Annotated in this window: 27 protein-coding genes; 16 read left to right on the top strand and 11 right to left on the bottom strand. The window is 67.7% G+C overall.

Annotated elements, in window-relative coordinates; translation table 11 throughout:
- Window positions 1–110 precede the first annotated feature (110 nt).
- The 3 genes from codA to WS96_RS07530 all read left to right on the top strand — a co-directional run bounded on the left by codA (window position 111) and on the right by WS96_RS07530 (window position 4,367).
- The gene (gene codA / locus WS96_RS07520; RefSeq protein WP_059831565.1) at window positions 111–1,352 is read left to right on the top strand and encodes a cytosine deaminase; all 1,242 of its coding nucleotides are present in this window, start codon (window positions 111–113) and stop codon (window positions 1,350–1,352) included.
- Between the two features lie 163 nt (window positions 1,353–1,515).
- Window positions 1,516–2,850 (top strand): chloride channel protein, encoded by a 1,335-nt coding sequence (locus WS96_RS07525; protein ID WP_059831678.1) that lies wholly within the window; start codon window positions 1,516–1,518, stop codon window positions 2,848–2,850.
- A gap of 194 nt (window positions 2,851–3,044) precedes the next feature.
- Window positions 3,045–4,367 (top strand): TIGR00366 family protein, encoded by a 1,323-nt coding sequence (locus WS96_RS07530; RefSeq protein ID WP_034204880.1) that lies wholly within the window; start codon window positions 3,045–3,047, stop codon window positions 4,365–4,367.
- A 64-nt stretch (window positions 4,368–4,431) separates the two neighbouring features.
- On the opposite strand, the gene WS96_RS07535 is transcribed toward WS96_RS07530, so the two are convergent.
- From WS96_RS07535 to WS96_RS07550, 4 genes are all read right to left on the bottom strand, one after another.
- The gene (locus WS96_RS07535) at window positions 4,432–5,760 is read right to left on the bottom strand and encodes an MFS transporter (RefSeq protein ID WP_059831567.1); all 1,329 of its coding nucleotides are present in this window, start codon (window positions 5,758–5,760) and stop codon (window positions 4,432–4,434) included.
- A gap of 223 nt (window positions 5,761–5,983) precedes the next feature.
- Window positions 5,984–6,916 (bottom strand): 3-keto-5-aminohexanoate cleavage protein, encoded by a 933-nt coding sequence (locus tag WS96_RS07540; protein WP_006479084.1) that lies wholly within the window; start codon window positions 6,914–6,916, stop codon window positions 5,984–5,986.
- A gap of 35 nt (window positions 6,917–6,951) precedes the next feature.
- Window positions 6,952–7,758, bottom strand: coding sequence for an SDR family oxidoreductase (locus tag WS96_RS07545; protein ID WP_059789461.1), 807 nt, complete (start codon window positions 7,756–7,758; stop codon window positions 6,952–6,954).
- 74 nt (window positions 7,759–7,832) lie between these two features.
- Complete coding sequence (locus WS96_RS07550) at window positions 7,833–8,543, bottom strand: GntR family transcriptional regulator (RefSeq protein ID WP_034204877.1); 711 nt, start codon at window positions 8,541–8,543, stop codon at window positions 7,833–7,835.
- A 32-nt stretch (window positions 8,544–8,575) separates the two neighbouring features.
- Here WS96_RS07550 and WS96_RS31980 point away from each other — a divergent pair, with 32 nt between their 5' ends.
- On the top strand, window positions 8,576–9,328 hold the full coding sequence (locus tag WS96_RS31980; protein WP_257127957.1) for a type VI secretion system amidase effector protein Tae4: 753 nt from the start codon (window positions 8,576–8,578) through the stop codon (window positions 9,326–9,328).
- Entirely contained in the window at window positions 9,325–9,777 is a 453-nt protein-coding gene (locus WS96_RS07555; protein WP_059831569.1) for a type VI secretion system amidase immunity protein Tai4, read from the top strand. The genes WS96_RS31980 and WS96_RS07555 overlap by 4 nt, the downstream gene beginning before the upstream one ends.
- A 54-nt stretch (window positions 9,778–9,831) precedes the next feature.
- Here WS96_RS07555 and WS96_RS07560 read toward each other — a convergent pair whose 3' ends face one another.
- Complete coding sequence (locus WS96_RS07560; RefSeq protein WP_059831571.1) at window positions 9,832–10,623, bottom strand: IclR family transcriptional regulator; 792 nt, start codon at window positions 10,621–10,623, stop codon at window positions 9,832–9,834.
- Window positions 10,624–10,783: 160 nt separating this feature from the next.
- Between WS96_RS07560 and WS96_RS07565 the strand changes: the two genes are divergently transcribed.
- From WS96_RS07565 to WS96_RS07580, 4 genes are all read left to right on the top strand, one after another.
- Entirely contained in the window at window positions 10,784–11,560 is a 777-nt protein-coding gene (locus tag WS96_RS07565) for an ABC transporter substrate-binding protein (protein WP_034204875.1), read from the top strand.
- Window positions 11,561–11,648: 88 nt separating this feature from the next.
- Window positions 11,649–12,305: an amino acid ABC transporter permease gene (locus tag WS96_RS07570; RefSeq protein WP_059831572.1), complete on the top strand. Its 657-nt coding sequence runs from the start codon at window positions 11,649–11,651 to the stop codon at window positions 12,303–12,305.
- The gene (locus WS96_RS07575) at window positions 12,302–13,057 is read left to right on the top strand and encodes an amino acid ABC transporter ATP-binding protein (protein WP_059831574.1); all 756 of its coding nucleotides are present in this window, start codon (window positions 12,302–12,304) and stop codon (window positions 13,055–13,057) included. Before WS96_RS07570 ends, WS96_RS07575 begins: the two co-directional genes overlap by 4 nt.
- A complete protein-coding gene (locus tag WS96_RS07580) occupies window positions 13,054–14,364 on the top strand; it encodes an NAD(P)/FAD-dependent oxidoreductase (protein ID WP_059831576.1) in 1,311 nt (436 codons plus the stop codon). The genes WS96_RS07575 and WS96_RS07580 overlap by 4 nt, the downstream gene beginning before the upstream one ends.
- 17 nt (window positions 14,365–14,381) lie before the next feature.
- Here the strand turns inward: WS96_RS07580 and WS96_RS07585 are convergent, their stop codons facing one another.
- Complete coding sequence (locus WS96_RS07585) at window positions 14,382–15,803, bottom strand: cytochrome-c peroxidase (RefSeq protein WP_059831680.1); 1,422 nt, start codon at window positions 15,801–15,803, stop codon at window positions 14,382–14,384.
- A gap of 98 nt (window positions 15,804–15,901) precedes the next feature.
- Window positions 15,902–17,575, bottom strand: coding sequence for a phospholipase C (locus WS96_RS07590; RefSeq protein ID WP_034204871.1), 1,674 nt, complete (start codon window positions 17,573–17,575; stop codon window positions 15,902–15,904).
- Between the two features lie 397 nt (window positions 17,576–17,972).
- Between WS96_RS07590 and WS96_RS07595 the strand changes: the two genes are divergently transcribed.
- Complete coding sequence (locus WS96_RS07595) at window positions 17,973–18,830, top strand: EamA family transporter (RefSeq protein WP_059831682.1); 858 nt, start codon at window positions 17,973–17,975, stop codon at window positions 18,828–18,830.
- A 27-nt stretch (window positions 18,831–18,857) separates the two neighbouring features.
- On the opposite strand, the gene WS96_RS07600 is transcribed toward WS96_RS07595, so the two are convergent.
- Window positions 18,858–19,331 (bottom strand): Lrp/AsnC family transcriptional regulator, encoded by a 474-nt coding sequence (locus tag WS96_RS07600; protein ID WP_006479071.1) that lies wholly within the window; start codon window positions 19,329–19,331, stop codon window positions 18,858–18,860.
- A gap of 318 nt (window positions 19,332–19,649) precedes the next feature.
- On the opposite strand from WS96_RS07600, the gene WS96_RS07605 reads away from it, so the two are divergent.
- The 6 genes from WS96_RS07605 (at window position 19,650) to WS96_RS07630 (ending at window position 24,006) form a co-directional block, all read left to right on the top strand.
- Window positions 19,650–21,035: an amino acid permease gene (locus WS96_RS07605; RefSeq protein WP_059831578.1), complete on the top strand. Its 1,386-nt coding sequence runs from the start codon at window positions 19,650–19,652 to the stop codon at window positions 21,033–21,035.
- 46 nt (window positions 21,036–21,081) lie between these two features.
- Entirely contained in the window at window positions 21,082–22,284 is a 1,203-nt protein-coding gene (locus tag WS96_RS07610; protein ID WP_034204868.1) for an amino acid aminotransferase, read from the top strand.
- 161 nt (window positions 22,285–22,445) lie between these two features.
- Window positions 22,446–22,844 carry a DUF488 domain-containing protein gene (locus WS96_RS07615; RefSeq protein ID WP_034204867.1) on the top strand — a complete coding sequence of 133 codons (399 nt, stop codon included), beginning with the start codon at window positions 22,446–22,448 and terminating at the stop codon, window positions 22,842–22,844.
- 110 nt (window positions 22,845–22,954) lie between these two features.
- Window positions 22,955–23,245, top strand: coding sequence for a DUF1488 domain-containing protein (locus WS96_RS07620; protein WP_034204866.1), 291 nt, complete (start codon window positions 22,955–22,957; stop codon window positions 23,243–23,245).
- 16 nt (window positions 23,246–23,261) lie between these two features.
- The gene (locus WS96_RS07625) at window positions 23,262–23,501 is read left to right on the top strand and encodes a hypothetical protein (protein WP_006479066.1); all 240 of its coding nucleotides are present in this window, start codon (window positions 23,262–23,264) and stop codon (window positions 23,499–23,501) included.
- Between the two features lie 154 nt (window positions 23,502–23,655).
- On the top strand, window positions 23,656–24,006 hold the full coding sequence (locus tag WS96_RS07630; protein WP_059831580.1) for a hypothetical protein: 351 nt from the start codon (window positions 23,656–23,658) through the stop codon (window positions 24,004–24,006).
- 29 nt (window positions 24,007–24,035) lie between these two features.
- Here WS96_RS07630 and WS96_RS07635 read toward each other — a convergent pair whose 3' ends face one another.
- From WS96_RS07635 to lhpI, 3 genes are all read right to left on the bottom strand, one after another.
- Window positions 24,036–24,815, bottom strand: a complete 780-nt coding sequence (locus tag WS96_RS07635; protein WP_034204864.1) for a helix-turn-helix domain-containing protein — start codon at window positions 24,813–24,815, stop codon at window positions 24,036–24,038.
- 16 nt (window positions 24,816–24,831) lie between these two features.
- A complete protein-coding gene (locus tag WS96_RS07640; RefSeq protein WP_059822445.1) occupies window positions 24,832–25,236 on the bottom strand; it encodes a response regulator transcription factor in 405 nt (134 codons plus the stop codon).
- Between the two features lie 159 nt (window positions 25,237–25,395).
- Window positions 25,396–26,331 carry a bifunctional Delta(1)-pyrroline-2-carboxylate/Delta(1)-piperideine-2-carboxylate reductase gene (gene lhpI / locus WS96_RS07645; protein WP_059831582.1) on the bottom strand — a complete coding sequence of 312 codons (936 nt, stop codon included), beginning with the start codon at window positions 26,329–26,331 and terminating at the stop codon, window positions 25,396–25,398.
- Between the last annotated feature and the right edge of the window lie 11 nt (window positions 26,332–26,342).

The raw sequence follows: 26,342 nt of genomic DNA on the forward strand, positions 1-26,342 counted from the left end.
GCGCGGCACGTGTGCGCGTCGCCGCTTTCCTCCATACTGGTCGCCCGGACCGCACGGCCGCCGACGCCGATCGCGCGGTCGTGTTCACGCATACGACAAGAGGCCTCCCCATGAACCTGTTCAACGTACGCTTGCGCGGCCGCGACGGCCTGTTCACGATCGGCATCGATGCCGGCAGGATCGCGCGCATCGATGCGCAAACCGCGCCGATCGCGTCGACGAACCCCGACCATATCGACGGCGGCGGCCGCCTCGCGATTCCGCCGCTCGTCGAACCGCATATCCACCTCGATGCCGTGCTGACGGCCGGCGAGCCCGCGTGGAACATGAGCGGCACGCTGTTCGAGGGCATCGAGCGCTGGGCCGAGCGCAAGGCGACGATCACGCACGAGGACACGAAGGCACGCGCGCATGCGGCGATCGGCATGCTGCGCGATCACGGGATCCAGCACGTGCGCACGCACGTCGACGTGACCGATCCGACGCTCGCCGCGCTCAAGGCGATGCTGGAGGTGAAGGACGAGGCGCGCGGGCTGATCGATCTGCAGATCGTCGCGTTCCCGCAGGAGGGCATCGAATCGTTCGACGGCGGCCGCGCGCTGATGGCGCAGGCGATCGAGCTCGGCGCGGACGTCGTCGGCGGCATTCCGCATTTCGAGAACACGCGGGAGCAGGGCGTCAGCTCGATCCGCTACCTGATGGATCTCGCGGAACGCACGGGCTGCCTCGTCGACGTGCACTGCGACGAGACCGACGATCCGCATTCGCGCTTTCTCGAAGTGCTCGCGGAAGAGGCGCGCGTGCGCGGCGTGGGCGCACGCGTCACCGCGAGCCATACCACCGCGATGGGTTCGTACGACAACGCGTACTGCTCGAAGCTGTTCCGGCTGCTGAAGCGGGCGGGGCTGAATTTCATCTCGTGCCCGACCGAGAGCATCCATCTGCAGGGGCGCTTCGACACGTTCCCGAAGCGGCGCGGCGTCACGCGCGTCGCGGAGCTCGACCGTGCCGGGCTCAACGTGTGCTTCGGGCAGGATTCGATCAAGGATCCGTGGTATCCGCTCGGCAACGGCAACATCCTGCGCGTGCTCGATGCGGGTCTCCATATCTGCCACATGATGGGTTACCAGGATCTGCAGCGCTGCCTCGACTTCGTGACCGACCATAGCGCGACGGCGATGCACCTCGGCGACGGGTACGGCATCGCGGTCGGGCGTCCGGCGAATCTCGTCGTGCTCGACGCGGACAGCGACTACGAAGCCGTGCGCACGCAGGCGAAGGCCACGCTGTCGATGCGCCACGGGAAAGTCATCATGCGGCGCGAACCGGAACGCCTGACCTATCCGGACTGACGCGGCAGGCGGTCATCGCGGGCCGCCGGCGTTCGTGCATTCGGAAAATGCATGAGTTGATCAGAAAAATACGTTTGTCTCATGATTGGCGCGGGCCTACGATGCGGTCCTGACGACGGCGTGCGCGGTGCGCGCCGTCTTTTCGATCCCGTTCGCCGACCCCATGCGCTTCGATCTTCCATCCGCTCCTGCTGCTTCGTCGCCGCCCGTCAGCCCATTCGCGCGCATGGCCGTCGTCACGGTCCTGACCGGCATCGGCGCGGGTCTCGGCGGCATGCTGCTCGCGTTGCTGCTGCATGCGATCCAGCACGTCGCGTACGGCTACGACGTCGCGCACGTGATCGGGTCCGAGAGTTTCCTCAGCGGCGTGAGTGGGGCCGAGCCGTTGCGTCGGCTCGCGGTGCTGGTGGTGTGCGGGATCGTCGCGGGCGGCGGCTGGTGGGCGCTTTACCGATACGGCCGGCCACTCGTCGGCATCCGCCGCGCGGTGCGTGCGGCCGATCCGCGGATGCCGTTCGTCAGCACGACGGTCCATGCGCTGCTGCAGATCGTCACCGTCGCGCTCGGCTCGCCGCTCGGCCGCGAAGTCGCACCGCGCGAGATCGGCGCGCTGCTCGCCGGGCGGTTGGCCCATGCGGCGGGGCTCACGCCCGACGACTGCCGGCTGATGGTCGTGTGCGGCGCCGGCGCGGGGCTCGCGGCCGTCTACAACGTGCCGCTCGGCGGCGCGATCTTCGTGCTGGAGGTGCTGCTCGGCACGTTCGAATGGCGTGCGCTGGTCGTGGCGGTCGTGACGTCCGCGATCGCGGCGGTCGTCGCATGGATCGGTCTCGGCAACGAACACCAGTACGCGGTGCCGGCGTTCGTGTCGAGCACGCCGCTCGTCGCATGGTCGATCGTTTGCGGGCCGCTGTTCGGCTTCGCCGCGTACGGTTTCGTGCGGCTCACGACCCGCGCGCGGGCGAACGCACCGAAGGACTGGCGGCTGCCGGTGTTCGCGCTGCTCAACTTCGCGGTGATCGGCGTGCTCGCGACGAAGTTTCCGCAACTGCTCGGCAACGGCAAGGGCCCGGCGTCGCTCAGTTTCGACGGCACGCTGACGATCGGTCTCGCGGCGGCGCTGCTCGTGCTGAAGGTGCTGATCGAGGCCGGCAGCCTGCGGGCCGGCGCGGAAGGCGGGCTGCTGACGCCGGGCCTCGCGAACGGCGCGCTGCTCGGTGTCGTGCTCGGCGGACTGTGGAGCATCGTGTGGCCCGGCGCATCGCTCGGCGGATGCGCGCTGATCGGCGCGACCGCGTTTCTCGCCGCGTCAATGCAGATGCCGATCACGGCCGTCGTGCTGCTGCTCGAATTCACGCGCGCGAATCACGACAGCCTCGTGCCGATGCTGCTGGCCGTGGCGGGGGCGCTCGTCGCGTATCGGGGCGCGCAGCGGCTGGCGGAGCGGCGGGTGAGTGTGGGTGAGACTATGAGCGCACCGGCGACGACGGTGCGTTGACGCACGGTCTGCCATTTCCTTCCAAGGCGGCGCGGATCCTGCCGCCTTTTCCGTTTCCCTGTTCCGACACGACGTGATCGTGACTGCGTGCGCCAAAGCGCGTCTGCCGGTTCTGTGCAAGAATCCGCGCGTTTCCGCGCCTCAACCAACAACGATACGCGCGGAGGTCCCTATCAGGAAACGAGGAGCTCAAGTTGATCCAGCGCATTTCCCGCTTCTTCACGCAGGTGGTTCACCGCGTGTTGCCCGACCCGTTGATTTTCGCGATCCTGCTGACGATCGTCACGTTCGCGCTTGCGTTCGGGCTCACGCCGAACACGCCCGTGCAACTCACGACGATGTGGGGTTCCGGCTTCTGGAACCTGCTCGCGTTCTCGATGCAGATGGTCATGATCCTCGTGACGGGCCACGCGCTCGCGAGTTCGCCGCCCGTGCGGCGCCTGCTCGTCGCGCTCGCGAGCGCCGCGCGCACGCCCGGGCAAGGCGTGATGCTCGTCGCGTTCGTCGGCGCGCTGGCCTGCGCGATCAACTGGGGCTTCGGCCTCGTGCTCGGCGCGATGCTGGCGCGCGAAGTGGCGCGCCGCGTGGCCGGCAGCGACTACCGGCTGCTCGTCGCGTCCGCCTACATGGGCTTCCTGAGCTGGCACGGCGGGCTGTCGGGTTCGGTCCCGCTCGTCGCGGCCACGAAAGGCAATCCGATGGAAAAGACCATCGGCTTGATTCCGGTGTCCGACACGATCTTCACCGGCTACAACGCGTTCATCACGATCGGGTTGATCGTGATGCTGCCGTTTCTCGCGCGGATGATGATGCCGAAGCCGGGCGACGTCGTCAGCGTCGATCCGGCGCTGCTCGCCGAGCCGCCGAGCGTCGAGCGCAAGCTCGCGCCCGACGCGACGTTCGCGGAACGGATGGAAGAGAGCCGCGCGCTGTCGATCGTCGTCGCGGCACTGTGCGCGGCGTTCCTCGTGCTGCGTTTCGCGCAGAAGGGCTTCGCGCTCGACATCGACACGGTGAACCTCGCGTTCCTCGCGGCCGGCATCCTGCTGCACCGGACGCCGATGGCCTATGCGCGCGCGGTGGCCGGCGCCGCGCGCGGCGCGTCCGGGATCATGATCCAGTTCCCGTTCTACGCGGGCATCCAGGCGCTGATGGATCACTCCGGGCTCGCGGGCGTGATCACGAAATGGTTCGTCGATATCGCGAACGTCCATACGTTCCCGCTGCTCGCGTTCCTGAGTTCGGCCGTGATCAATTTCGCGGTGCCGTCGGGCGGCGGCCACTGGGTCGTGCAGGGACCGTTCGTGATGCCGGCCGCGCAGGCGCTCGGCGCCGATCTCGGCAAGGCGGCCATGGCGATCGCGTACGGCGAGGCGTGGACCAACATGGCGCAGCCGTTCTGGGCGCTGCCCGCACTGGCGATCGCGGGACTCGGCGTGCGCGACATCATGGGCTATTGCGTGACGACGCTGTTGTTCTCGGGCGTGGTGTTCGTCGCGGGGATGTATCTGTTCTGACGAAGCGAGGCGGGATGCCGGCGGCGACGTGCCCGCATCCCGTCGGCTCGAGTGTCGTCCGCCTTCAGTCGCGCGAGCGCCCGTCGGCGCGCTCGTGTCCGTGACGCAACGCGAGGCTCGCACATGCCGCGACGGCGAGTGCGGCCGCCAGCAGCGTCAGCCCGTTCTTCGCATTGCCGGTCGCCTGTTCGATCGCGCCGATGACGGTCGGGCCGACGAAGCCGCCGAGCAACCCGCACGTATTCACGAGCCCGAGCCCGCCGGCCAGCGCGCTGCCGGCGAGCCGCGAAGCCGGAAACGTGAACACGATCGACTGCACGACGAAGAACATGGACGCGGCCACGCACACGCAGAGCAGTCCCGCCAACGGCGACGCATGCGCGGCGCCGATCATCCCGGCCGCCATGACCACCAGCCCCGCACACAGCATGCGGCGCGCGTGACGCGACTCGCGTGCGAAGCGCGGCAGCGTCCCGGCCCCGAGCGCGGCGGCGAGCCAGGGCAGCGACGTCAGCAACCCGACCGCGACCGGCGAGAGGCGTCCCGATGCGCCGATGATGCCGGGCAGGAAGAAGATCACCGTGTAGATGGTCAACTGGTGGCAGAAGTACACGAAAATCGCGAGCCAGATCTGCGGATCGCGCAGGGCGGCGCCGAACGCGTGGCCGCCGTGCGCGGCGACGCCCGCGTCCTGTTCGGCGGCCAGCTTGCGCTCGAGCGCGCGGCCGGTTTCCGGGGCGAGCCACGGCGCGGCGCTCGGCCGATCCGGCAAGCGCGTCCAGACGACGAACGCGAGCAGGATCGCCGGAATGCCTTCGACGACGAACAGCCATTGCCAGCCGTGGAAACCGAGCGTGCCGTCGAGCTCGATCAGTGCGCCGGCCAGCGGCCCGCCGACGATGTTGGCGATGCACACGCCGAGCAGGAAATAGCCGGTGGCGCGCGCACGCTCCTCGCGGCCGAACCAGTACGTCAAATACAACATCACGCCGGGAAACAGCCCGGCTTCGGCCGCGCCGAGCAGCAGGCGCATCACGTAGAACGACGTCTCGCCGCCGACGAACGCCATCGCGACCGACAGCGCGCCCCACGTGATCATGATCCGCGTGATCCAGAAGCGCGCGCCGACGCGATGCATGATCAGGTTGCTCGGGATTTCGAAGAGCGCGTAGGTGAGAAAGAACAGCCCCGCGCCGAGCCCATACGCGGCCGATGAAATGCCGAGATCGACGCCCATCGAATGTTTGGCGAACGCGATGTTGGTGCGGTCGAGAAAACTGATCACATACGCGGCGATCAGCAGCGGCATGAGTTTGCGGAACAGCAGCCGGTTCAGCGACGCGTTCGCGTCGCCGGCGGCGGACGACAGGGCCTGAGCGTGATGAGTGGACATGCGGACGACTCCGGTAAGGGCGAACCGGCGCGCACGGCAAGCACGGCGCGCCGCGTTCGGCAGATGCCGCTGCGGTGCAGGCAGCGAATGGGCAGACGACGGAGCCGCGCCGGCGGCGCTCGAACGGAGCGGGGCGATCAAGGGCGTCCTGGCGCCGGCCGGCTCGGGCCGGCGCCTCGTCACTGTGCTTGCGGATACGGGTGTTGCGGGCGCGAGCCGGCGCTCAGAAATTCACCGCGTCGCCGCCCTTGAGGGCGAGCATCGCGCGCGCCTCGGCCGGCGTCGCGATCTCGAGCGACAGGCCTTCGAGCACCTGACGCATTTTCAGGACTTGCGCGGCGCTCGATTCCGCGAGCTTGCCCGGCGCGATCCACAGCGAATCCTCGAGTCCGACGCGTACGTTCGCACCCTGCGCCGCGCCGATCGTCGCGAGCGGAATCTGGTTGCGCCCGGCGCCGAGGATCGACCACACGTAATCGCTGCCGAACAGACGGTCGGCCGTACGGCGCATGTGCATCAGGTCTTCCGGGTGCGCGCCGATCCCGCCGAGCAGGCCGAACACGCTTTGCACGAAGAACGGCGGCTTCGCCAGCCCGCGATCGACGAAGTGCGCGAGGTTGTACAGATGCGAGATGTCGTAGCACTCGAATTCGAAACGCGTGCCGTTCGCGCCGCAGCGCGTGAGGATCGTCTCGATGTCGGCGAACGTGTTCTTGAACACGAGGTCGCGGCTTTTCTCGAGATGTTCGCGCTCCCACGGATGCTTCAGCTCGCGGAAGCGCTCGAGCATCGGGTACAGCCCGAAGTTCATCGACCCCATGTTCAACGACGCGACCTCGGGCTGGAAATGCAGCGCGGGCTGCAGCCGTTCGTCGACCGTCATGTGCGGGCTGCCGCCCGACGTGAGGTTGATCACCGCGTCGGTCCGGGCCTTGATGCGCGGCAGGAATTCGGCGAACACGGCCGGATCCTGCGTTGGTTTGCCGTCGGACGGGTTGCGTGCGTGCAAGTGGAGGATCGCCGCGCCGGCCTGCGCGGCCGCGACCGCGGCCGTTTCGATTTCGTGCGGCGTCACGGGCAGGTACGGCGACATCGACGGCGTGTGGATCGCGCCGGTCGGCGCGCAGGTGATGATGACTTTGCGAGCGTTTGCCATGGATGAATTCCTTTCGATGAACGATGCGGGAGGCGTCAGAGCACTTCGACGTTGCCGCAGACGGAGATCGCCTGCCCGGTGATCCCGTGTCCGCCCGGCGAGCACAGGAACAGCGCGGTCGCGGCGATCTCGGCCGGATCGGTCATGCGCCGCAGCGAGATCTTCTCGAGATAGCGCTTCTCCATTTCGTCGTAGCCGATGCCGAGCTGCTGCGCACGCGCCTCGATCACGCGGCGCATCCGCGGGCCGCGCACGATGCCGGGCTGGATCGCGTTCACGCGGATGCCGAGCGGCCCGAGTTCGATCGCGAGGCTCTTCACGAGGCCGACCACCGCCCATTTGGTGGCCGCATACGGCGTGCGGAACGCGTAGCCGAGCCGGCCGGCGACCGACGACAGCGCAATGATCGCGCCGCCGTGTTTCGACTCGCGCAGCAGCGGCACCGCGCGGCGCGCGAACTGGAATTGCGCGTTCAGGTTGATCGCGACCGTCTGTTCCCATTGAACGGGGTCGATTTCGTCGATCCCGCCGGTCGGGCCGGCGATGCCCGCGTTGTTGACGAGCACGTCGAGGCCGCCGAGCGTGGCCGATATGTCGGCGAACACGCGGTCGACTGCCGCCGGATCGGATACGTCGGCCAACGTTGCGCTGATCGCGCTCGTCGCGGCGTGCGGCGGCCGATCGGCGAGCGCCGCGATCGCGGCCTGCGACGCGTCGCACACGTGCACGCGCGCGCCGCATTCGGCGAACGCGCGGGCGATTTCGAGGCCGATGCCCGACGCGCCGCCGGTCACGAGGACGCGCAGGCCGTCATAGGGTTTCAGCAGGTCGGAAGCTGTCATGCCGGGTTGTCTCCATCGTTGATCTAGTGGGGTGGCCGGCCGCTCGTGCAAAGGCCGGCCGTCGCCAGCGGCCGCTACGGCTTCGCGTTCGCGGTTCGCGGCGTCTGTTCGGCCCGCAGCGTCTCGGCGAGATCGTGTGCGGCCCCGCCGATGTCGAGCGCGATGCCGGCGCGCACGCCGGCGCCGTCGCGCCGTTCGAGCGCATCGACGATCGCGCGGTGCGCGTCCATCGAGCGCCGCATGTGCGGGATGTCGAGCGCGACCATGTTGAGGAACGGGCCGACGCGCATCCACAGGTTCTCGACGATCGCGAGCGTGTTTTCGCTGGCGCCGTGCGCGTAGATCGCGCTGTGGAACGCAAAATTGCTTTGCAGGTAGGCGCGCGAGCGGCCGGCCTCGACGTGCGCCTGCATCGTCTCGCAGGTCTTGCGCACGGCCGCGATCTGCGCATCGGTCATCCGTGCGCACGCGCGCTCGGCGATGCAGCCTTCGAGCGCGATTCGCACGTCGCGCAGCTCGTCGAGCGTGTCGAGCGTCATCGGCGGGACGACGAGCGCCCGATTCGGGCCGTCGACCAGTGCGCGTTCGGCGCGCAGCCGCGTGAGTGCGGCGCGCACGGGCATCGTCGACGAGCCGACCGCCTCCGCGACGCTGCGCAGGCTCAGCGCCTGGCCAGGCGCGAAGCGGCCGCTCATCAGCGCTTCGCGCAGTTGCTGATAGACCTTGTCGGCCATCGTTTCCTGTTCGATGGCTTTCAGTGCGGGCGGGACGATACGAGGCGGCAAGGCGGGGTTCTCCTGGGTTTGATCTGCGATCTGTGATCACACTTGCGATGGGCGAAGTTTTGTCGATCGGTGCGCAGGAGTCAAGTCGAACGAGATCGGGGAAAACGAGGGGGTGGAGCAGAAGAAGGATCGGCGTCTGGAAAGTTGCCATCCTTACAAAAGTGTTTCAATCGCGCATCATGCCCCCTGATTCGAAGGACTCGAAGGTACTCGGAGCACATGAGCTGTCGCGGGTTTTCGATGCGTTCCTCGAGTCGAATTCATTTCAACAACAAGGAGCCAAAGTGAAACGACCATCATTCGCCGTTGCGTGGGCGGCATCCCAGCGAATCTACGACCCGGCAAATTCCGGTGAACGCGTCGCGAAAGTGATAGGTGGATACGTCGAGAAGAACGTCAACAATCCGAATTCGACAGAACGATGGAGCAACACATGCGCGGTGAGGATGAGTTATATCCTGAGTGAAGCCGGTATGGTGATGCCGAGAATCCCCGAACAAACGGTGTCGGGCAGAGACAATCGGCAATACTTTTTTCGTGTCAGGGACTTGATTCGTTTTCTCGAGCAACGATGGGGAAAGGCTGAGGGCGTCAAATATCCGCCGGCGAACGGAGGGCCACTTGCCGGTCGACAGGGTGTCATTCTGTTCGAGGTGTCGGGGTGGAGCGATGCACAGGGGCACGCCACGCTGTTCGACGGGCGGACATGTTACGACCATTGTTACTTCAACGAACCGGGCACGCGGTATCGTACCGATCGCGCAAATTTTTGGAGCCTGTCATGAGGGGAGTCCGAGTCGCTGCCGCGTTGGCGTGCCTGGCGTTTCAACCGGCGATGGTCATGGCGAAGGACGCCGGACAGGTGTCGCCTGGGGCCGGTTCACGCACTTACCTCCAGAACTTCAAGGACATGGTGCTCGCGGAGTGTCTGGCTACCGCATACGAGCAGACGCCCGGCGTGAGCAGGGACATCGGCAGCAGTACCAGTGCGTTGCGCGACTGGACTTACTACGACATGGAACGTGCGCCGGACGTCGTTCACGCGCTGGTCGCGAAGTATCTGGCTCGCGACTACCGGAATCCGGTTGTCGAATCGGAAGTCGCGGATGTGAAGTTCGACTTCCTGAAGTGCATCGATCTGTATCACGGCAAGGAACTGGACGCCGCGGCGAAGCAACTCGTATCGCGCCCGAATCGTACCTACCGGGCCGAGCATCCGCCGAAGCCGCAGTAGCGATCGAACGCCGTTGCGCGATGCAACGGCGCGCCGCGTGCCGTTTCGCCGACGCTATTCGAGCGTCCGGATCGAATTGCTGATCCCGCGCGCGCAGTCGATCACCGCCGGCGCGAGCTTGCGGCGCGCATCGTCGAGCGTCCAGCGGCTCGTCGGCGCGACCACGTGCACGGCCGCGACCGGCTGCCCCTGGCTGCCGAGCACGGGCGCCGCGATCGACATGTCGCCGATGAACAGTTCTTCCTGGTTGGTCGCGTAGCCTTCGCGCCGCGCGCCGTCGAGCAACGCGACGAGATCGTCGAGCGCCGTGACTGTGCGCGGCGTATGCGGCGTGCGCGCCATGCCGTCGAGCCGCACACGTGCTTCTTCCGGCGGCAACGCGCTCAGGAACGCGCGGCCGGAGCCGGTGCAGTACATCGGGATACGGCTGCCGATCGGCATGTGGATCGGCACGAACTTGGTCGACACGAAACGCGCGACGTACACCATTTCATCCTCGTCCGGCTCGGTGAGGTTGGTGGTTTCGCCGGTCAGGTTCGTGAGCTCGGACAGGAACGGATTCGCGACGTCGATCAACGTATCGGCCGCGAGATAGTTGAAGCCGATCCGCATCACGTGCGGCGTGAGCTGGTAGCGCCGTGTGACCGGATGCTTGCGGATGTAGCCGAGCTTCTCGAGCGTATAGACCATCCGCTGCGCGGAGCTTTTCGTCATCCCCGCCGCGTCGGCCACTTCCGCCAGCGTCATCGTGCGCCGCTTCGCGCTGAACGCGCGCAGCACGTTCAGCCCTTTTTCCAGCGACTGGTTGAACAGCAGATCGTTTGCTTGGTCGGGCGACGTTTCCATGGCGGCGGGGCGGGATCGATTCGATATCGCATCATATCGTATCGAATATCGATACGCAAAAATCTATTTGCGATGTTTTTGATTCGTTTTAAGATCAAACCATCGTCGCAGTGTCGATCAGCGACCGGCCGGCGCCCGGATTATTCGAGAAGGAGTCACCATGGTTCCGTTCATCAAGCGGTTCGGCGCATTGGCCGCCGGTTTCGCCACCTGCATCGCACTGTCCACCGCATCGGCGAGCGCCGTGGCGGCCGAGCCCACGCTGAAGGTCGGCGCGACGGCCACCGGCGTGCCGTTCACGTTTCTCGACGTCAAGAGCAATTCGATTCAGGGGATGATGGTCGATGCGATCACCGCGGCCGGGAAGTCGGCCGGGTTTCGCGTCGACGTGCAGCAGACCGTGTTTTCGGCGCTGATCCCGTCGCTCACCACGCAGAAGATCGACATCATCTCGGCCGCGATGCTGAAGACGCCGGCGCGCCAGCAGGTCGTCGATTTCTCCGACACCGTCTACTCGTTCGGCGAAGGCCTGATCGTGAAGGCCGACGATCCGGGCCGCTATACGTCGATGGACGATTTCAAGGACCAGGTGGTCGGCGCGCAGGTCGGCACGGCGTTCGTCGACGCGCTCAACAAGAAGGGCATCTTCAAGGAAGTCCGGACCTACGATTCGATTGCCGACATCATGCGCGACGTCGCGCTCGGGCGCATCAAGGCCGGCTTCGCCGATCAGCCGATCGTCGCGTACCAGATCGAGCACGGCGTCAATCGCCAGGTGCGGCTCGTGCCCGAATACCAGAGCGTCGTGAAGGGGCAGGTCTGCTTCATCGTGCGCAAGGGCGACACCGCGACGCTCGAACAGCTCAACGGTGCGATCCGCAAGATGAAGAGCGACGGCACGCTGCAGCAGATCCTGCAGAAGTGGCACATGAGCTGAGCGTCGGCATTCGATTCCCGACCGGCGTCGCCCGCGCGTCGCGCGCATTCGCGGCGACGGAGCGTCCGGCCATCGCATAGGAGACCTCATGTTTTTTCAGAACGCGATCGATTTCCTGCCGATCCTGTTGAAGGGCGCGGTGGTCACGATCGAGATCACCGCATGCGCGTTCGTGCTCAGCTCGGTGCTCGGGCTGGTTCTCGCGCTGCTGAAGGTGTCGCGCCATCGCGCCGTCTCGACGGCCGGCAGCGCGATCGTCAACGTGATCCGCGGGCTGCCCATCATCGTGCAGCTGTTCTACATGTACTTCGTGCTGCCCGATCTCGGCGTGCAGCTGTCGGCGTTCCAGGCCGGCGTGCTCGGCCTCGGCATCGCCTATTCGGCGTATCAGGCCGAGAATTTCCGCGCGGGCATCGAGGCGATCGACCGCGGCCAGATCGAAGCCGCGCACGCGATCGGCATGCGCGGCCCGATGATCATGCGGCGCGTGGTACTGCCGCAGGCGTTTCGCATCGCGCTGCCGCCGTACGGCAACACGCTGGTGATGCTGCTGAAGGATTCGTCGGTCGCGTCGACGATCACGGTCGCGGAAATCACGCGCGCCGGCCAGCTGATCGCGTCGTCGACGTTCCAGAACATGAGCGTCTACACGCTCGTCGCGCTGCTGTATCTCGCGCTCGGCCTGCCGCTGATGTTCGGCGTGAACCGGCTCGGCAAGCGGCTCGCACTGAGGAGAGGCGCATGATCCGGATCGATTCGATACACAAGCGGTTTCAGCAGCACGCGGTGCTGAAGGGCGTGAGCCTCGACGTGCAGCCGGGCGAAGTCGTGTGCCTGATCGGGCCGTCCGGGTCCGGCAAGTCGACCGTGCTGCGCTGTATCAACGGTTTCGAGACCTACGACGAAGGGTCGATCACGATCGACGGCGTGAAGGTCGACGCGCATTCGAAACGGATCCACGAATTGCGGATGCGGGTCGGCATGGTATTCCAGCGCTTCAACCTGTTCGCGCACCGGACGGCGCTCGAGAACGTGATGGAAGGGCCCGTGCACGTGCGACGGAGGCCGGCCGCGCAGGCGCGCGAACAGGCTCGCGCGCTGCTCGACAAGGTCGGGCTGTCGCACCGGATGAACGCGTATCCGTCGGAACTGTCGGGCGGCCAGCAGCAGCGCGTCGCGATCGCACGCGCGCTCGCGATGGAGCCGCAGGCGATCCTGTTCGACGAACCGACGTCGGCGCTCGACCCCGAGCTCGTCGGCGAAGTGCTCGGCGTGATGCGCGGGCTCGCCCGCGACGGGATGACCATGGTGGTCGTCACGCACGAAATGGCATTCGCGCGCGAGGTGGCCGATCGCGTGTGTTTCTTGCACGACGGGACCATCTGCGAAAGCGGACCGGCGCGCGAGGTGCTCACGCAGCCCGCGCATCCCCGCACGCAGGAATTTCTGCGTCGCCTGCTGGCGTCGGACGGCGCGGACAACCCGGATCGAACATGAGCGCAACGAACGCGACACCCGGATGGCCGGACGCACGGTGGCCGGATTCGCTGTGGGCGGCGACCGCCGCGCCGGCGCCCGATACGCCCGCGCTCGACGCGTCCGCGTCGTGCGACGTGGCGATCGTCGGCGCCGGATTCACGGGTTTGTCGACCGCACTTCACCTGGCCGAACGCGGCGCGAACGTCCGCGTGATCGACGGCGCGCAGCCGGGCTGGGGTGCATCGGGCCGTAACGGCGGGCAAGTGATTCCCGGGCTGAAATACGACCCGGACGAACTCGTTCGCCGGTTCGGCGACGAGGCCGGCGAGCAGCTTGCCGGCCTCGTCGGCGGCGCCGCCGATACCGTGTTCGACCTGATCGCGCGCCACGGAATCGACTGCGATGCGCGCCGTCACGGCTGGATCCAGCCGGCGCCGACCGCCGCGATGCTCGACACGGTCGCACGCCGTGCGCAGCAGTGGGCCGCGCGCGGCGCGCCGGTCGACGTGCTCGGCCGCGACGACGTCGCGCGACGGCTCGGCACGCGGGCGTATGCGGGCGGCTGGATCGATCGCCGCGCGGGCAGCGTGCAGCCGCTCAGCTATACGCGCGGCCTCGTGCGCGCCGTGCAGGCGAGCGGGGCGGTCGTGCACGGCTCGACCCGCGCCGTCGGGCTGACACGCGCCGACGGCCGCTGGCGGATCGCGACGTCCGGCGGCGCGACGCTGTCGGCCGAGCGCGTGGTGATCGCGACCAACGGCTACACGGACGGGCTGTGGCCCGGCTTGCGCCAGTCGGTGATCGCCGCGAACAGCTTCATCGTCGCGACGGAACCGCTCGCGCCGGCGCTTGGCCGCGACATCCTCGCCGGTGGCGAAGTCGCATCGGATGCGCGGCGTCTGCTGCTGTACTTCCGCCGCGACGCGGCCGGGCGCCTGTTGATGGGCGGCCGCGGCCCGTTCGCCGACCCGCGCGCGCCGAGCGACTGGCGCCACCTCGAACGCGCGACGACGCTGTTGTATCCGCAACTGAAGGGCGTCCGGTTCGAATACCGCTGGGCGGGGCGCGTCGCGATCACCGCGGATTTCCTGCCGCACGTGCACGAGCCCGCGCCGGGCGTGACGATCGCGCTCGGCTACAACGGCCGCGGCATCGCGATGGCGACGACGCTCGGCAAGCATCTGGCCGCGCATCTGTCGGGCGATGCGCGACTGCCGCTGCCGTTCCGCGTCACGCCGATCCGGCCGATTCCGTTGCACGGGCTGCAGCGCTTCTATATCGCGGCCGGGGTCGCCTGGTATCGGTTGCTCGACAGCCTGTCCTGACGACGCCCGGCCGGCAATCAGCGCTGCGCCGGCGCGTCCGTCAGCGTGCCGAGAAACGCTTCGATGTCCTTGATGTCCTGCGCCGTCATCGCGGGCTTGTCGCCGGGCTTGCGATCGAACGGCGCATCGGTCACGTCGACGTTCGCGCGATATTTCGGCGGAATGTCGTCGTATTCGTCGACCTTGCCGTCCGCGCCGCGCGAATAGAACTTCTGCGGCGAGATGCTGCGCTCGTTGTAGAACGCCATCACCTGGTCGAGCGTGTGGAACACGCCGTTGTGGAAGAACACGTGGCGCGTCGCCGAATTGCGCAGCGTCGGCGTCAGGAACATTCCGCAGTACTGGGTCTGGTCCTTCAGGTCGTCGCGGAACGGCCCGCACACGCCGAGATCGTAGAACGCGGGGTTGCGGTTCTGCGCGAGCGCGCGGTTGCGCGGCGCGCCGAGCGCCTCGTACTGGTAATCGGTAAACATCGGCGGCAGCCCGTCCTTGCCGGGTTTCGACAAATGACAGCCCGCGCAATTCGCCTTGTCCGGATCGTTGAACAGGCGCAGCCCGCGCAGTTCGGCCTGCGTGAGACGCGCACGGCCTTCGAGCCAGCGGTCGTACTTGCTGTCGTACGGATGGAAGGACGGATCCTCGACCTGATAGCGCGCGATCGCGAACATCGCCTCCGACACCGCGAGCTGCGGGCTGTCGAACACGCGCGCGCCGAACAATTGCTCCAGTTGCGCGCGATGCGACGACTGCGCGAGCTTGTGCGCGACGTCGTCGACGCTCGCGTTCGCCATCTCGACCGGATTCAGCAGCGGGCCGAACGCCTGTTGCTGCAGCGTGTCGGCGCGACCGTCCCAGAACATCCCGCCCTGCGGCACGAGCTGCGGCGCGGCCGACGTGCCGGCCACCTTCTGCGCCTTGACGACGCCGGCCGCCGCCGTGGCCTGCTGCGCGACGCTCGGCGCGGCGTCGTTTTCCCCGGCATCGGGGCCGATGCTGAAATTCGGCTGGCGGTACAGATACATCAGCGACGGCGGCGGACGATAGCCCTGCTGCGTCATCGCGAGGCCGCCCGGCTGCACGTCGAGCGCATTCGGCGGGCCGTACGCATGATCGGGGCTGTGGCACGACGCGCACGACTGCTTGCCCGACGCCGAGAGCGACGGATCGTGGAACAGCGCGCGCCCGAGTTGGGCGACCGCCGACAGCGGCTGCACGGCGGGCCGTTGCAGTACGACCGGATGCGGGTTCGCGCCGGTCCAGTCGGCGACCACGGTGCCGATCGCCGCGGGTACCCGCGCGGGAAACGCGATAGCGAACGCGCCATAGCCGATCGCGGCCGCGCCGAGCACGAATGCCGTGCGGCGCAGCAGGCGGGAAGGGGCGCGCGGCGCGGGCGTGCCGGCGGCATCGGGAGACGGAAACGCGGGGCGAGCTGTCATGCTGTCGGTCGAAAAACGGGTGTCGCGCAAAGCGGCGCGTTGAAATGGAAACGGCCGGCGCATCGCCATGCGCCGGCCATGCGGTCAGGCCGCGACGGTCAGATCGACGGTGCGGCGCTCAATACGGTGCCGAGCGTCGGGTCGAGATAGAGCGGCGTCGTGTTCGGCTTCGACGTGAAGTCGAACAGGTTGCGCAGGTCGCCCGCCGTCGCATCGAACGAGCCGCCGCCGATACGCTGGCCGCCGAGCCAGTTGTCCTCGATGAAGCGCACGACGGACGACTGGTCGAGCATCGTGTGATCGACGTAGTTCTGCTTCGCATACGGCGAGATCACGACCAGCGGAATGCGCACGCCCGGGCCGCAGCGGCCGTTCACGGTCGCGCCGTTCACGCCGGTGGTGCCGCCCGTGCCGCACTTGCCGGCGCCGTTGAGCTGATCGACCGGGTCCGACGACGCGTGCGTCGGCGACGTGTACACATGGTCGTACCAGCCGTCCGAGTCGTCATAGGTGACGATCACGGCCGTGTTCTGCCAGTCCGGTTGCTGCTGCAGGAAGTTGACGACCTTCGTCACGAACGCCTGCTCGTCGAGCGGATCCGAATAGCCGGCATGCCCGTCCTGTGCGGCCGGCGCCTTCAGGTAGCTGACCGACGGGAAGTTGCCGGCCTTCACGGCGGCGAAGAAGTCGTCCGTGTCGTACTGGTGGTTCGCCGGTTCGGCGGTCTTGCCGTCGGCCTCGACGCTCGAGCCGATCGCCGCGATCGAGCTCGGGCGCGTGTGTTGCGGGTTCGCGGTCGACGCGTAGTACTGGAACCAGTTGTGGTGCGGGATGTAGTCGGCGGTCGCGGCGTTCACGGCGGTGGCGACCGTGCTGCGCGCACAGCCCGTCGTGCCGTTGCCGTTCGTCGTCGACAGGTTGAAGCCGCCCATGAAGCCGCCCCACGTGATCTTCGCGGCGTTCAGCAAGTCGCCGATGTTCTTGCCGGACATCATCGCCTGGTCGGTCGTGCTCGAGCACACGTCGAAGCCCGGGTCGACGTCGTTGATCATCGTGAAGCCGCCCTGGCCGTCGTTGATGTAGTACGAGCTGGCGGCGAGCGTCGACGGCTGCTTCGACGTCTTGACGATCTGCATCCCGTTGGTCTGCCCTGCCACGACGTTCAGCGCGCCCGGCGTCGACGGGCCGTAGACCGTCGTGTACGTGTTGTCGCTCATCGCGAAGCGCTGCGCGTAGTTCCACAGCGCGGTCACCGTGTTGCCGTCGAAGTAGCCCATCACCTGGCCCTTCGTGCCGAACGCGCCGGCGCCGCCGGACGAGCCCTTGCCCGTGTACTTCGGGAACAGGTCCGCGAGGCCGTTGTCCTCGGCCTGCTGCTCGGCGGTGTAGGCGTGGTTCTGGTCGGCCGTCGCGGCCTGCGTGCGGTCGAGGCGGAACGGGTTCGCCGCGTCGGTGCCGTTGGCCGTGTTCGTGAAGTTCGGGTTCGCGGTGAGCAGCGTGCCCGTCAGACCGTTCGGCGTCGGCGTGCCGGGTTTCGCGGTGAACGCCGGTTCGCCCGACGGGTTCGTCGCGTTCGGATAGGTGCCGAAGTAGTGGTCGAACGAGATGTTTTCGCCGTAGATCACGACGACGTGCTTGATCGGCGTGGCGGTCTGCAGCGCATCCTGCGACGACACGGCGGGCGCCGGCGTGGAATCGTCGCTGCCGCCGCAGGCGAACAGCGCCAGCGCTGCGGCTGCGCAGGCGGTGACGAGCAAGGCTTGACGGAACATCGGGAAACTCCAGGGTAAGGTCTTCGATGGTGGAGAACGGCCCCGTCGCCGTGTCGGTTCGGCGCGAAGCTCGTGAGGGAGCACGCGCATTGGAACAGTTGCGTATGAAGATATGGGGACGGAGTGTTTTCGCGACGGTTGCGCCGTGGTATCGATTCCATTACGCCGCAGTGCGAGGCGAAAGAGAACGGAAAGGGGTGGACCGCCGGCAACCTTCGTGTCACATGGGGCAGCGCGCAGGCCGCGCGCGGCGCCCGCGTTGCGGGGCGGGCGACCGAGCACGCGGCCGAATTCTTTACGGCGGGCCGTCGGTCGCTTTTTTGACAATCCGGTGACGCATTCATACGATGAACGCCTGCCGCGCATCGCGCAGCTTGACCGTCAGGGAGGTTTCAGCGTGCCGATTCCGGTTCTGTTCGCCGTTCTGTGTGCGGCGTTCCTGCACGCGTCATGGAATGCGCTGGTGCGCAGCAGCGGCGACCGGCTGCGTTCGGCCACGGTGCTGCAGATCGCGATCGGGCTGTTCGCGCTGCTGTTCCTGCCGGCTGCCGCACCGATCGCGCCGGCGAGCTGGCTGTGCGTCGTCGCGTCGGCCGTGATCCACGTCGTCTATACGCTGCTGCTCGTCCGCGCGTACGAACACGGCGACCTGAGCGTCGCATATCCGGTCGCGCGCGGCACGGCGCCGCTGCTCGTCACGCTCGGCGCGGCGGCGTTCGCGGGCGAGCGCCTGAACATCGGCGCGCAATGCGGGCTCGTGCTGATCTGCGCGGGCATCATGGCGATCGGGCTGGAACGCCGGCGCGGCGCGAAACACCGGATGACGCAAGTGCTGCCGACCGCGTTCGCGACCGGCGTGTCGATCGCCGCGTACAGCGTGGTCGACGGAATCGGGGTGCGCGAGAGCGGCAGCACGGTCGGCTATACCGCGTGGATGTTCGTGCTGACGGGCGCGCTGATGGCCGCGTACTACAGGCTGCGGGTGGGGCCGCTGCGGTTGACGCAGGCGGTCGACGAGACGGCGAAGGCCGCATGCGGCGGCGTATTCGCGGCGCTCGCCTACGGCATCGTGATCTGGGCGATGGACCGCGCGCCGATGGGGCCGGTGTCGGCGCTGCGGGAGACGAGCGTGGTCTTCGCGGCGCTGATTGCGCGCATCTACCTCGCCGAGCGGCTGACGCCGCGCCGGGCCGCCGGTTGCGCGGTGATTGCGGCGGGAGCGTTGTTGATCGGTGCGTTCGAGGCGGCGAGCTGAACGCATCGACCCTGCGCGCCGGGCGCGTCAGCTTTCCACCGGCATCGCGCTCGTGCACTTGATCTCGTCGAGGCACACGCTCGAATGCACGCCGCTCACGCCGGGAATGCGCATCAGCGTTTCGAGCAGGAACGTCGACAGCCCTTTCAGATCGTGCGCGACGACTTTCAGCACATAGTCGATGTCGCCCGTCACCGAGAAGCATTCCTGAATCTGCGCGAGATCCGACACGAGTTTCTGGAACTTCGACAAATCGCGGATATGCCCACGCTCCATCGTCACGTGCACGAACGCGGTGACGCCGAACCCGAGCGTATCGGGGCACAGCCGCGTTTCGTAACGGCGGATCGCGCCGATCTCCTCCAGCCGCCGGTGGCGCCGCAACGTCTGCGCGGGCGACAGGCCGACCGCCTTCGCCAGGTCGAGGTTCGACGCGCGGCCGTTCTCCTGCAACACCGACAGCAAATGGCGATCGATGCGATCGAGGACCGGTTCAGGCATTTTTGTTTCCTCATCTGTCTCCTGGATGCAATCTTATATCATAATGTAGGGTTTGCATGAGCGGGTTACGCAACCCGATTTCGCCGTCGCAACGCTAAACTGACGCCGGATTTTCGTGTGCGGCCGCAGCAATGCGGCGTGGGCAACGAGTCGGCGGTCGATCTGGCCGCCCGCCGACGCGAATCGGACGCCCCGCGCGAGAATTGCAGTCCCCCAACTCGGCGGCTCCACGAACGGCCGCCGGCACAGCAAAACAGCGCCCGGCACACCGAGGCGCGCCGCACCGCGTCAGGCGGAGGCGGACAGAGTGGAGAAGACATGGTTTCTGGAAACGAGAGCGACGGCCTGAAGCGCGGGCTGAAGAACCGGCACATCCAGCTGATTGCGCTCGGCGGCGCGCTCGGCACGGGGCTGTTCCTCGGCATCGCGCAGACGATCAAGATGGCCGGCCCGTCCGTGCTGCTCGGCTATGCGGTGGCCGGCATCGTTGCGTTCTTCATCATGCGCCAGCTCGGCGAGATGGTCGTCGACGAGCCCGTCGCGGGGTCGTTCAGCTATTTCGCGAACAAGTACTTCGGCCACTTCACCGGCTTCGTGTCCGGCTGGAATTACTGGGTGCTGTACATCCTCGTCAGCATGGCGGAACTGTCCGCCGTCGGGATCTACGTGCAGTACTGGTGGCCGGGCGTGCCGACCTGGGTGTCGGCGCTCGTGTTCTTCGTCGCGATCAACCTGATCAACCTGACCAGCGTGAAATCGTACGGCGAGACGGAATTCTGGTTCTCGATCATCAAGGTTGCCGCGATCGTCGGGATGATCGGCTTCGGCGGCTGGCTGCTCGCGAGCGGTCACGCGGGGCCGGAAGCGACCGTGCGGAACCTGTGGCAGCACGGCGGCTTCTTCCCGAACGGCGTGTCGGGCCTCGTGATGTCGATGGCCGCGATCATGTTCTCGTTCGGCGGGCTCGAGCTGGTCGGCATCACCGCGGCCGAGGCCGACGATCCGAAGCGCAGCATCCCGCGCGCGACCAACCAGGTCATCTACCGTATCCTGATTTTCTACATCGGCGCACTGGCCGTGCTGCTGTCGCTGTATCCGTGGGAGAAGGTCGTCAGCGGCGGCAGCCCGTTCGTGCTGATTTTCCATGCGCTGAGCAGCAACCTGGTGGCGAACGTGCTGAACGTCGTCGTGCTGACGGCCGCGCTGTCGGTCTACAACAGCGGCGTGTACTGCAATAGCCGGATGCTGTTCGGCCTCGCGCAGCAGGGCAACGCGCCGAAGGTGCTATGCTCGGTGAACAAGCGCGGCATCCCGCTCGCGGCGCTCGGCGCATCGGCGCTCGCGACCGGCGTGTGCGTGCTGGTCAACTACTTCATGCCGGGCAAGGCGTTCGAGGTGCTGATGGGCCTCGTCGTGTCGGCGCTGATCATCAACTGGGCGATGATCAGCCTGATCCACCTGAAGTTCCGCCAAGCCAAGCATGCTGCCGGGGAGAAGACTTCCTTCCGCAGTCTGGGCTATCCTTTCACGAATTACCTGTGCCTGGCATTCATGGCCGGCATTCTCGTCGTGATGTACCTGACGCCGGATCTCCGCCTGTCGGTGTACCTGATCCCGGTATGGCTCGCGGTGCTCGCGATCGGGTATCGCTTCCGTCAGAAGAATGCGGGCTTTGCGGTGCACGACGGCGCTTCCGCACGCTGACGCAGGCCACGACCGACCCTTCTTCCAAACGAGACCGACTCAAGCCATGTTCGAACACATCGACGCGTACCCGGGCGACCCGATCCTGACGCTCAACGAGAACTTCCAGAAAGACCCGCGCGATCGGAAGGTCAACCTGAGCATCGGCATCTATTTCGACGCCGAAGGCCGGATTCCGGTGATGGGCGCCGTGCGCGAAGCCGAAACCGCGCTGCAGCGCGACAGCGGCCCGAAGCCGTACCTGCCGATGGTCGGCCTGGCCGCGTACCGCGACGCCGTGCAATCGCTGGTGTTCGGCGCCGATCACCCGGCCCGCGCGGCCGGCCGCATCGCGACGCTGCAGACGCTCGGCGGCTCGGGCGCGCTGAAGGTCGGCGCCGATTTCCTGAAGCGCTATTTCCCGGATGCGCAGGTGTGGCTCAGCGATCCGAGCTGGGAAAACCACCGCTTCATCTTCGAGCGCGCCGGCTTCACGGTGAACACGTACCCGTACTACGACGAGGCGACGGGCGGCCTGAAGTTCGACGCGATGCTCGCGGCGATCGACGCGCTGCCGGCGCGCAGCATCGTGCTGCTGCACGCGTGCTGCCATAACCCGACCGGCGTCGATCTCGACGAAGGCCAGTGGGAGAAGCTGATCGACGTGATCGAGGCGCGCGGGCTGCTGCCGTTCGTCGACATGGCGTACCAGGGTTTCGGCGCGGGCCTCGACGCGGACGCGTTCGCGGTGCGCGAGCTGGCCCGCCGCGGCGTGCCGACGCTCGTCGCGAACTCGTTCTCGAAGAACTTCTCGCTGTACGGCGAGCGCGTGGGCGGCCTGAGCGTCGTCTGCGAAGACGCGGCCGCGGCCGACCGCGTGCTCGGCCAACTGGCCGGCGCCGTGCGCTCGAACTACAGCAACCCGCAAACCTACGGCGCGAAGGTCGTCGCGGCCGTGCTCGGCACGCCGGCGCTGCGCAAGCAGTGGGAAGAGGAACTGTCGGCGATGTGCCGCCGCATCGCGCGGATGCGCCAGTCGATCCACGACGGCCTGCGCGACCACGTGAGCGGCGAAGCGCTCACACGCTACGTGAAGCAGCGCGGGATGTTCACGTACACGGGCCTGACCGAATCGCAGGTCGACGCGCTGCGCGAGGTGCACGGCGTGTACATCCTGCGCTCGGGCCGGATGTGCGTCGCGGGCCTGAACGACTCGAACGTCGGCATCGTCGCGGACGCGATCGGCCAGGTGCTGAAGAGCGGCGTCTGAACGCGGCGCGGCGGCGCGCCGCGCACGATGCGGAACCGGCTGCATCCCGTCGCGGGAGCAGCCGGTTTTTTGTTGGGCAGCCGTCATGTGCGGCGCCCGGCTGACGTACGCGCAGGCGCGGCGGTACGATCACGGGAACGCATGCACGACAGAGGAGCGACATGGGCATCCGGATCATCCAGCTCGGCACGCCGCGCGCGGCCGGCGAAGGCCTGCGGATCGGCACGGTGAGGCGGCCGCCGCGCGGCGTACCGAAGGCGGAATTCGCGTCGCGCAACTACTATGATGTATGGTTGCCGACGCTGTCGCCGAGCCCCGAGCTCGTCGCGCTGGCGCAGGCCGCCGAAACCGACGCCGAATGGAAGGCGTTCAAGCGCCACTTCCGCGCGGAGATGGCGCACGGCGATCCGGCGAAGGTGCTGGACCTGCTGGCCGCGCTGTCGGCGACCACCGCGTTCTCGATCGGCTGCTACTGCGACGACGAGCGCCATTGCCACCGCAGCGTGCTGCGCGAGCTGCTCGCGGAGCGCGGCGCGGCGATCGAGCCCGACGCGGGCTGAAGCGGCGTCGGCGGCCGCACCGCGATCGAGCGGTGCAGCGAACCGGTTGACGTGGGTCAAGCGCGCGGTCGCGCGCACCACTATGCTCTCGTCATGGAGCCATCGCGACGATGACAGGCCGACAGATGCACATCACTTTCCCGCCCGAGCCGCCGGAATACTGCGCGCGCGACCTGGTCGTCGCGTTCTCCGCGCTGGTCGACGGGCGTTGCGTCCAGTGCGCGGTCACCGCCGAGGCGCTGGAAGACCATTTCGGCGCGCGCTCGCTGCTCGAACGCGATCTGCTGAGCGCATTCGACGCGCACCGGCCGGCCATCGAGGCCATGGCACGACGAATGCTGGAGGAAATCGGCGGCCGGCCGGTGCTGCTGCACAGCGGGCACTTCCGGCTCGAAGGCTGATACCGCAGGAGGGCGCATGACACTGCAGGGCAACATTCACGAACGCGACTGGTCGGTCGAAGTGGAGACGCGCCCGTGCGAATCGGGCGAGTTCCGCTGCCGCGTGTCGGTCGAGCACGGCGCCGGCGCCGCACGGTTTCATCATACGTTCGAGCACAGCCACGCGTATCCGACCGAGCGCGAGGCGATGATCGAAGGGTTGCGGGCCGGCATGACATGGATCGAGATGAAGGCGTCGCAGACCTTCAACGTATGAACGGGTCCGCGCGGCGAAGCGCGGGCAGACTATCGGCCGGCCGCGATCGAAACATGCGCGCCGCGCCGCGGGAAACACCCGTGCCGCCGCATCGCGAGGCGGCCGGCACATGCAAGGCGGTCGACGAGCGGGCGGCCCCGTCAGGAGAGACGACATGGGCGTGGGCATGCAGATCGCCTGCCTCGGATTTACGGGTTCGGCAGCGCTCGAGGCCGAAGCCGGCGCGCAACTGGTGCGGCTCGAACGGTTTCGCGCGTGGATCGACGGCTGCCAACTCGCGATCGAATCGCGCATGGTGGCCGATGGGGCGTGCCTGTACGACGTGCGGCTCGACCTGACGATGCACGGCGCGGTGCGCCGATCGCTGCCGCCGTGCGTCGGCGCCGACGTGGACGATGCGCTGCGCCGCGCGTTCGCGCAGGCCGAACAGGCGCTGATCGAGTGGCAGACGGGCGCCGCAACGGCGGCGCTGCGCGACGCGGCGACGGGCGACACGATGCGGTAATGCCGCGCCGGCCGTCGTGCCCCCGTCCGTCAGACCTGCGCGAGCGCTTGCGCGTCGATGATGCGCACGCGCTTGCCGCGCGTTTCGACGAGCGCTTCGCGATGGAACCGCGAGAACATCCGGCTGACGGTTTCGAGCTTCATCCCGAGATAGCAGCCGATTTCCTCGCGCGTCATCCGCAGGTTGAATTCCGTCGCCGAATAGCCGCGCGCCTCGAACCGCGACGACAGGTTCAGCAGGAAATGCGCGACGCGCTGCTCGGCCGACATCGTGCCGAGCAGCAGCATCTGGCTCGATTCGCGCACGATTTCGCTGCTCAGCATCTGGTAGAGGAAGTGCTGCATCGGCTTCATTTCGCGGCACGCGGCTTCGAGCGCGCCGAACGGGATGATGCACACCACGCTGTCTTCCAGCGCGATCGCGTCGCAGCAGTGCTGGCCGCCGCCGATGCCGTCCATCCCGAGCGTTTCGCCGGCGATCTGGAAGCCCGTCACATGCTCGCGGCCGTCGCGATGCATCATCACCGTCTTGAACGAACCCGCGCGCACCGCATAGATGCTCTGGAACGGATCGTCGGTGCGAAACAGCGCGTCGCCCTGGCGAATCTGTCGCGTCGTGCAGATGATCGCGTCGAGGCGGCCGTATTCGGCGGCCGTCAGGTGCGGCGGCAGGCACATCGAGCGCATCGCGCACGCCGAGCAGCGGGCGGCCGGATGCTTGACGGCGTCGGCGCGCGCGGCCGGGCGCAGGGCAATCGGGGGCCGGGATACGACGGACACGTCGGCGGCGCAGGCGGTGGCGGTGGACATGAGTCGCTCCGGCTCGTCAGGGGCGGTGCACGCGCGCGTGCACCAGGGATTCGATGACACGGCACGCGGCGTCGAATTCGACCGTCTTGTCGAAGAAATAGTCGGCTCCCGCCGTCGCGCATGCCTCTCTGAATGCCGGCGCCGAGTGATTCGTCAGCACGATCGTGACGATGCGCGGCGCGGCCTTCGACAGCATCCCGATCAGGTCGAGGCCGCTGCCGTCCGCGAGCCGCACGTCGACGATCACCACGTCCGCGCGACTGCTGCGGATATGCGTCCACGCGTCGTGGCCGTCTTCCGCTTCGCCCACGACAACGACGCCGCGGATCGCGCCGACGAGCAGCGCGATCCGCCGGCGGACGGCGACGGCGTGATCGACGAGGAACACCCTGAGCGCGGCGGGTGACAGGCTGGCATTCATGCCGGCAGTATCGTGTTGCGCCGCCGAAATTGGAATCGGCCGAATTGGAACTTCGTGTAGGCCGCTTCGACACGGTGTAGGGCGTTTCCTACACCGCGTACGGGAAACCGCCGGCGTGGCCCGGCGATGCGATGCCGCGCGAACGCTCGCGCGTCCGGGTCAGCCGGCGCGGCGCGCGGCCAGCGCGTCGCGCGCGGTGCGGCACGCGGCCAGGTCCCACGCGGCGCAGCCGACGCTCTTGAACAGCAGCGGGCCGCCGCCGGCGAACGTGCCGTTCAGCACGTCGGCGAGCGACGCGACGTGCCGCCAGTCGACCTGCGCAACGATCAGATCGCCGGCTTCGTGGCGCGCGCCGGCCGGATCGTCGACGACGAGCCGGCTGCCATGCACCGTGCTCGCGTCGATCTCGGCGGCATCCGCGGTGAACGCGCCGACGCCGACCACGAGCCGGCCTTCGCGCGCGGCTTCGCGGTAGACGGGCGTGCGGCTCGTCGTCAGCGTGACGACCACGTCGATCGCATCGGGAACCGCGTCGCCGTCGAGCGGTGCGAGTCGCGGCGCATGCGTGCGGTGAGCTGCGCAGAAGGCGGCCGCGCTGTCCGCTGTCGTGCCGCGCACGCGAAGGCGCGCTTCGGGAAAGATTGCCGCGAGCGCTTCCGCGTGATTGGCCGCCTGCTTGCCGGTGCCGATCAGCAGGATGTCTTGGGGCGCGGCGCCATGCAGCGCCTGGATGCCGAGCGCGGTGATCGCCGCCGTGCGGCGGCCGGTGACGGTCGGGCCGTCGAGCGCGAAGCGCATTGCGCCGGTGGTGGCGTCGTACGCGGTGACCTGGCCGAGGATCGTCGGCAGCCCGCGTGCGCCGTTGCCGGGACACACGTTCACGAGCTTGTGGCTTGCCAGGTCGTGGGCGCTCGACGGCATCGACAGCATCACGCCGCCGCCTTGCAGCGGCACGACCAGGCGTTCGGGGCTGACGATGTCGCCCGCCGCATATTCGACGACCGCTTGCCTGAGCGTGGCGAGCAGCGCCGGGTAGTCGAGCAGGGCGGCCGTGTCGGCTGCGTCGAAAACGGGAATCGGAGAAAGGGCGGTCATCGTGTACGTCG

The organism is Burkholderia sp. MSMB1835, from assembly GCF_001526365.1.
Taxonomy (GTDB): Bacteria; Pseudomonadota; Gammaproteobacteria; order Burkholderiales; family Burkholderiaceae; genus Burkholderia.

What these genes read in the sequence shown, in the direction of transcription:
- codA (WP_059831565.1), top strand. Translation starts at nt 111, where the DNA reads ATGAACCTGTTCAACGTACGCTTGCGCGGCCGCGACGGCCTGTTCACG.
- WS96_RS07525 (WP_059831678.1), top strand. Translation starts at nt 1,516, where the DNA reads ATGCGCTTCGATCTTCCATCCGCTCCTGCTGCTTCGTCGCCGCCCGTC.
- WS96_RS07535 (WP_059831567.1), bottom strand. Translation starts at nt 5,760, where the DNA reads ATGTCCACTCATCACGCTCAGGCCCTGTCGTCCGCCGCCGGCGACGCG.
- WS96_RS07540 (WP_006479084.1), bottom strand. Translation starts at nt 6,916, where the DNA reads ATGGCAAACGCTCGCAAAGTCATCATCACCTGCGCGCCGACCGGCGCG.
- WS96_RS07545 (WP_059789461.1), bottom strand. Translation starts at nt 7,758, where the DNA reads ATGACAGCTTCCGACCTGCTGAAACCCTATGACGGCCTGCGCGTCCTC.
- WS96_RS07555 (WP_059831569.1), top strand. Translation starts at nt 9,325, where the DNA reads ATGAGGGGAGTCCGAGTCGCTGCCGCGTTGGCGTGCCTGGCGTTTCAA.
- WS96_RS07560 (WP_059831571.1), bottom strand. Translation starts at nt 10,623, where the DNA reads ATGGAAACGTCGCCCGACCAAGCAAACGATCTGCTGTTCAACCAGTCG.
- WS96_RS07565 (WP_034204875.1), top strand. Translation starts at nt 10,784, where the DNA reads ATGGTTCCGTTCATCAAGCGGTTCGGCGCATTGGCCGCCGGTTTCGCC.
- WS96_RS07570 (WP_059831572.1), top strand. Translation starts at nt 11,649, where the DNA reads ATGTTTTTTCAGAACGCGATCGATTTCCTGCCGATCCTGTTGAAGGGC.
- WS96_RS07575 (WP_059831574.1), top strand. Translation starts at nt 12,302, where the DNA reads ATGATCCGGATCGATTCGATACACAAGCGGTTTCAGCAGCACGCGGTG.
- WS96_RS07580 (WP_059831576.1), top strand. Translation starts at nt 13,054, where the DNA reads ATGAGCGCAACGAACGCGACACCCGGATGGCCGGACGCACGGTGGCCG.
- WS96_RS07585 (WP_059831680.1), bottom strand. Translation starts at nt 15,803, where the DNA reads ATGACAGCTCGCCCCGCGTTTCCGTCTCCCGATGCCGCCGGCACGCCC.
- WS96_RS07590 (WP_034204871.1), bottom strand. Translation starts at nt 17,575, where the DNA reads ATGTTCCGTCAAGCCTTGCTCGTCACCGCCTGCGCAGCCGCAGCGCTG.
- WS96_RS07600 (WP_006479071.1), bottom strand. Translation starts at nt 19,331, where the DNA reads ATGCCTGAACCGGTCCTCGATCGCATCGATCGCCATTTGCTGTCGGTG.
- WS96_RS07605 (WP_059831578.1), top strand. Translation starts at nt 19,650, where the DNA reads ATGGTTTCTGGAAACGAGAGCGACGGCCTGAAGCGCGGGCTGAAGAAC.
- WS96_RS07610 (WP_034204868.1), top strand. Translation starts at nt 21,082, where the DNA reads ATGTTCGAACACATCGACGCGTACCCGGGCGACCCGATCCTGACGCTC.
- WS96_RS07615 (WP_034204867.1), top strand. Translation starts at nt 22,446, where the DNA reads ATGGGCATCCGGATCATCCAGCTCGGCACGCCGCGCGCGGCCGGCGAA.
- WS96_RS07620 (WP_034204866.1), top strand. Translation starts at nt 22,955, where the DNA reads ATGACAGGCCGACAGATGCACATCACTTTCCCGCCCGAGCCGCCGGAA.
- WS96_RS07625 (WP_006479066.1), top strand. Translation starts at nt 23,262, where the DNA reads ATGACACTGCAGGGCAACATTCACGAACGCGACTGGTCGGTCGAAGTG.
- WS96_RS07630 (WP_059831580.1), top strand. Translation starts at nt 23,656, where the DNA reads ATGGGCGTGGGCATGCAGATCGCCTGCCTCGGATTTACGGGTTCGGCA.
- WS96_RS07635 (WP_034204864.1), bottom strand. Translation starts at nt 24,815, where the DNA reads ATGTCCACCGCCACCGCCTGCGCCGCCGACGTGTCCGTCGTATCCCGG.
- WS96_RS07640 (WP_059822445.1), bottom strand. Translation starts at nt 25,236, where the DNA reads ATGAATGCCAGCCTGTCACCCGCCGCGCTCAGGGTGTTCCTCGTCGAT.
- lhpI (WP_059831582.1), bottom strand. Translation starts at nt 26,331, where the DNA reads ATGACCGCCCTTTCTCCGATTCCCGTTTTCGACGCAGCCGACACGGCC.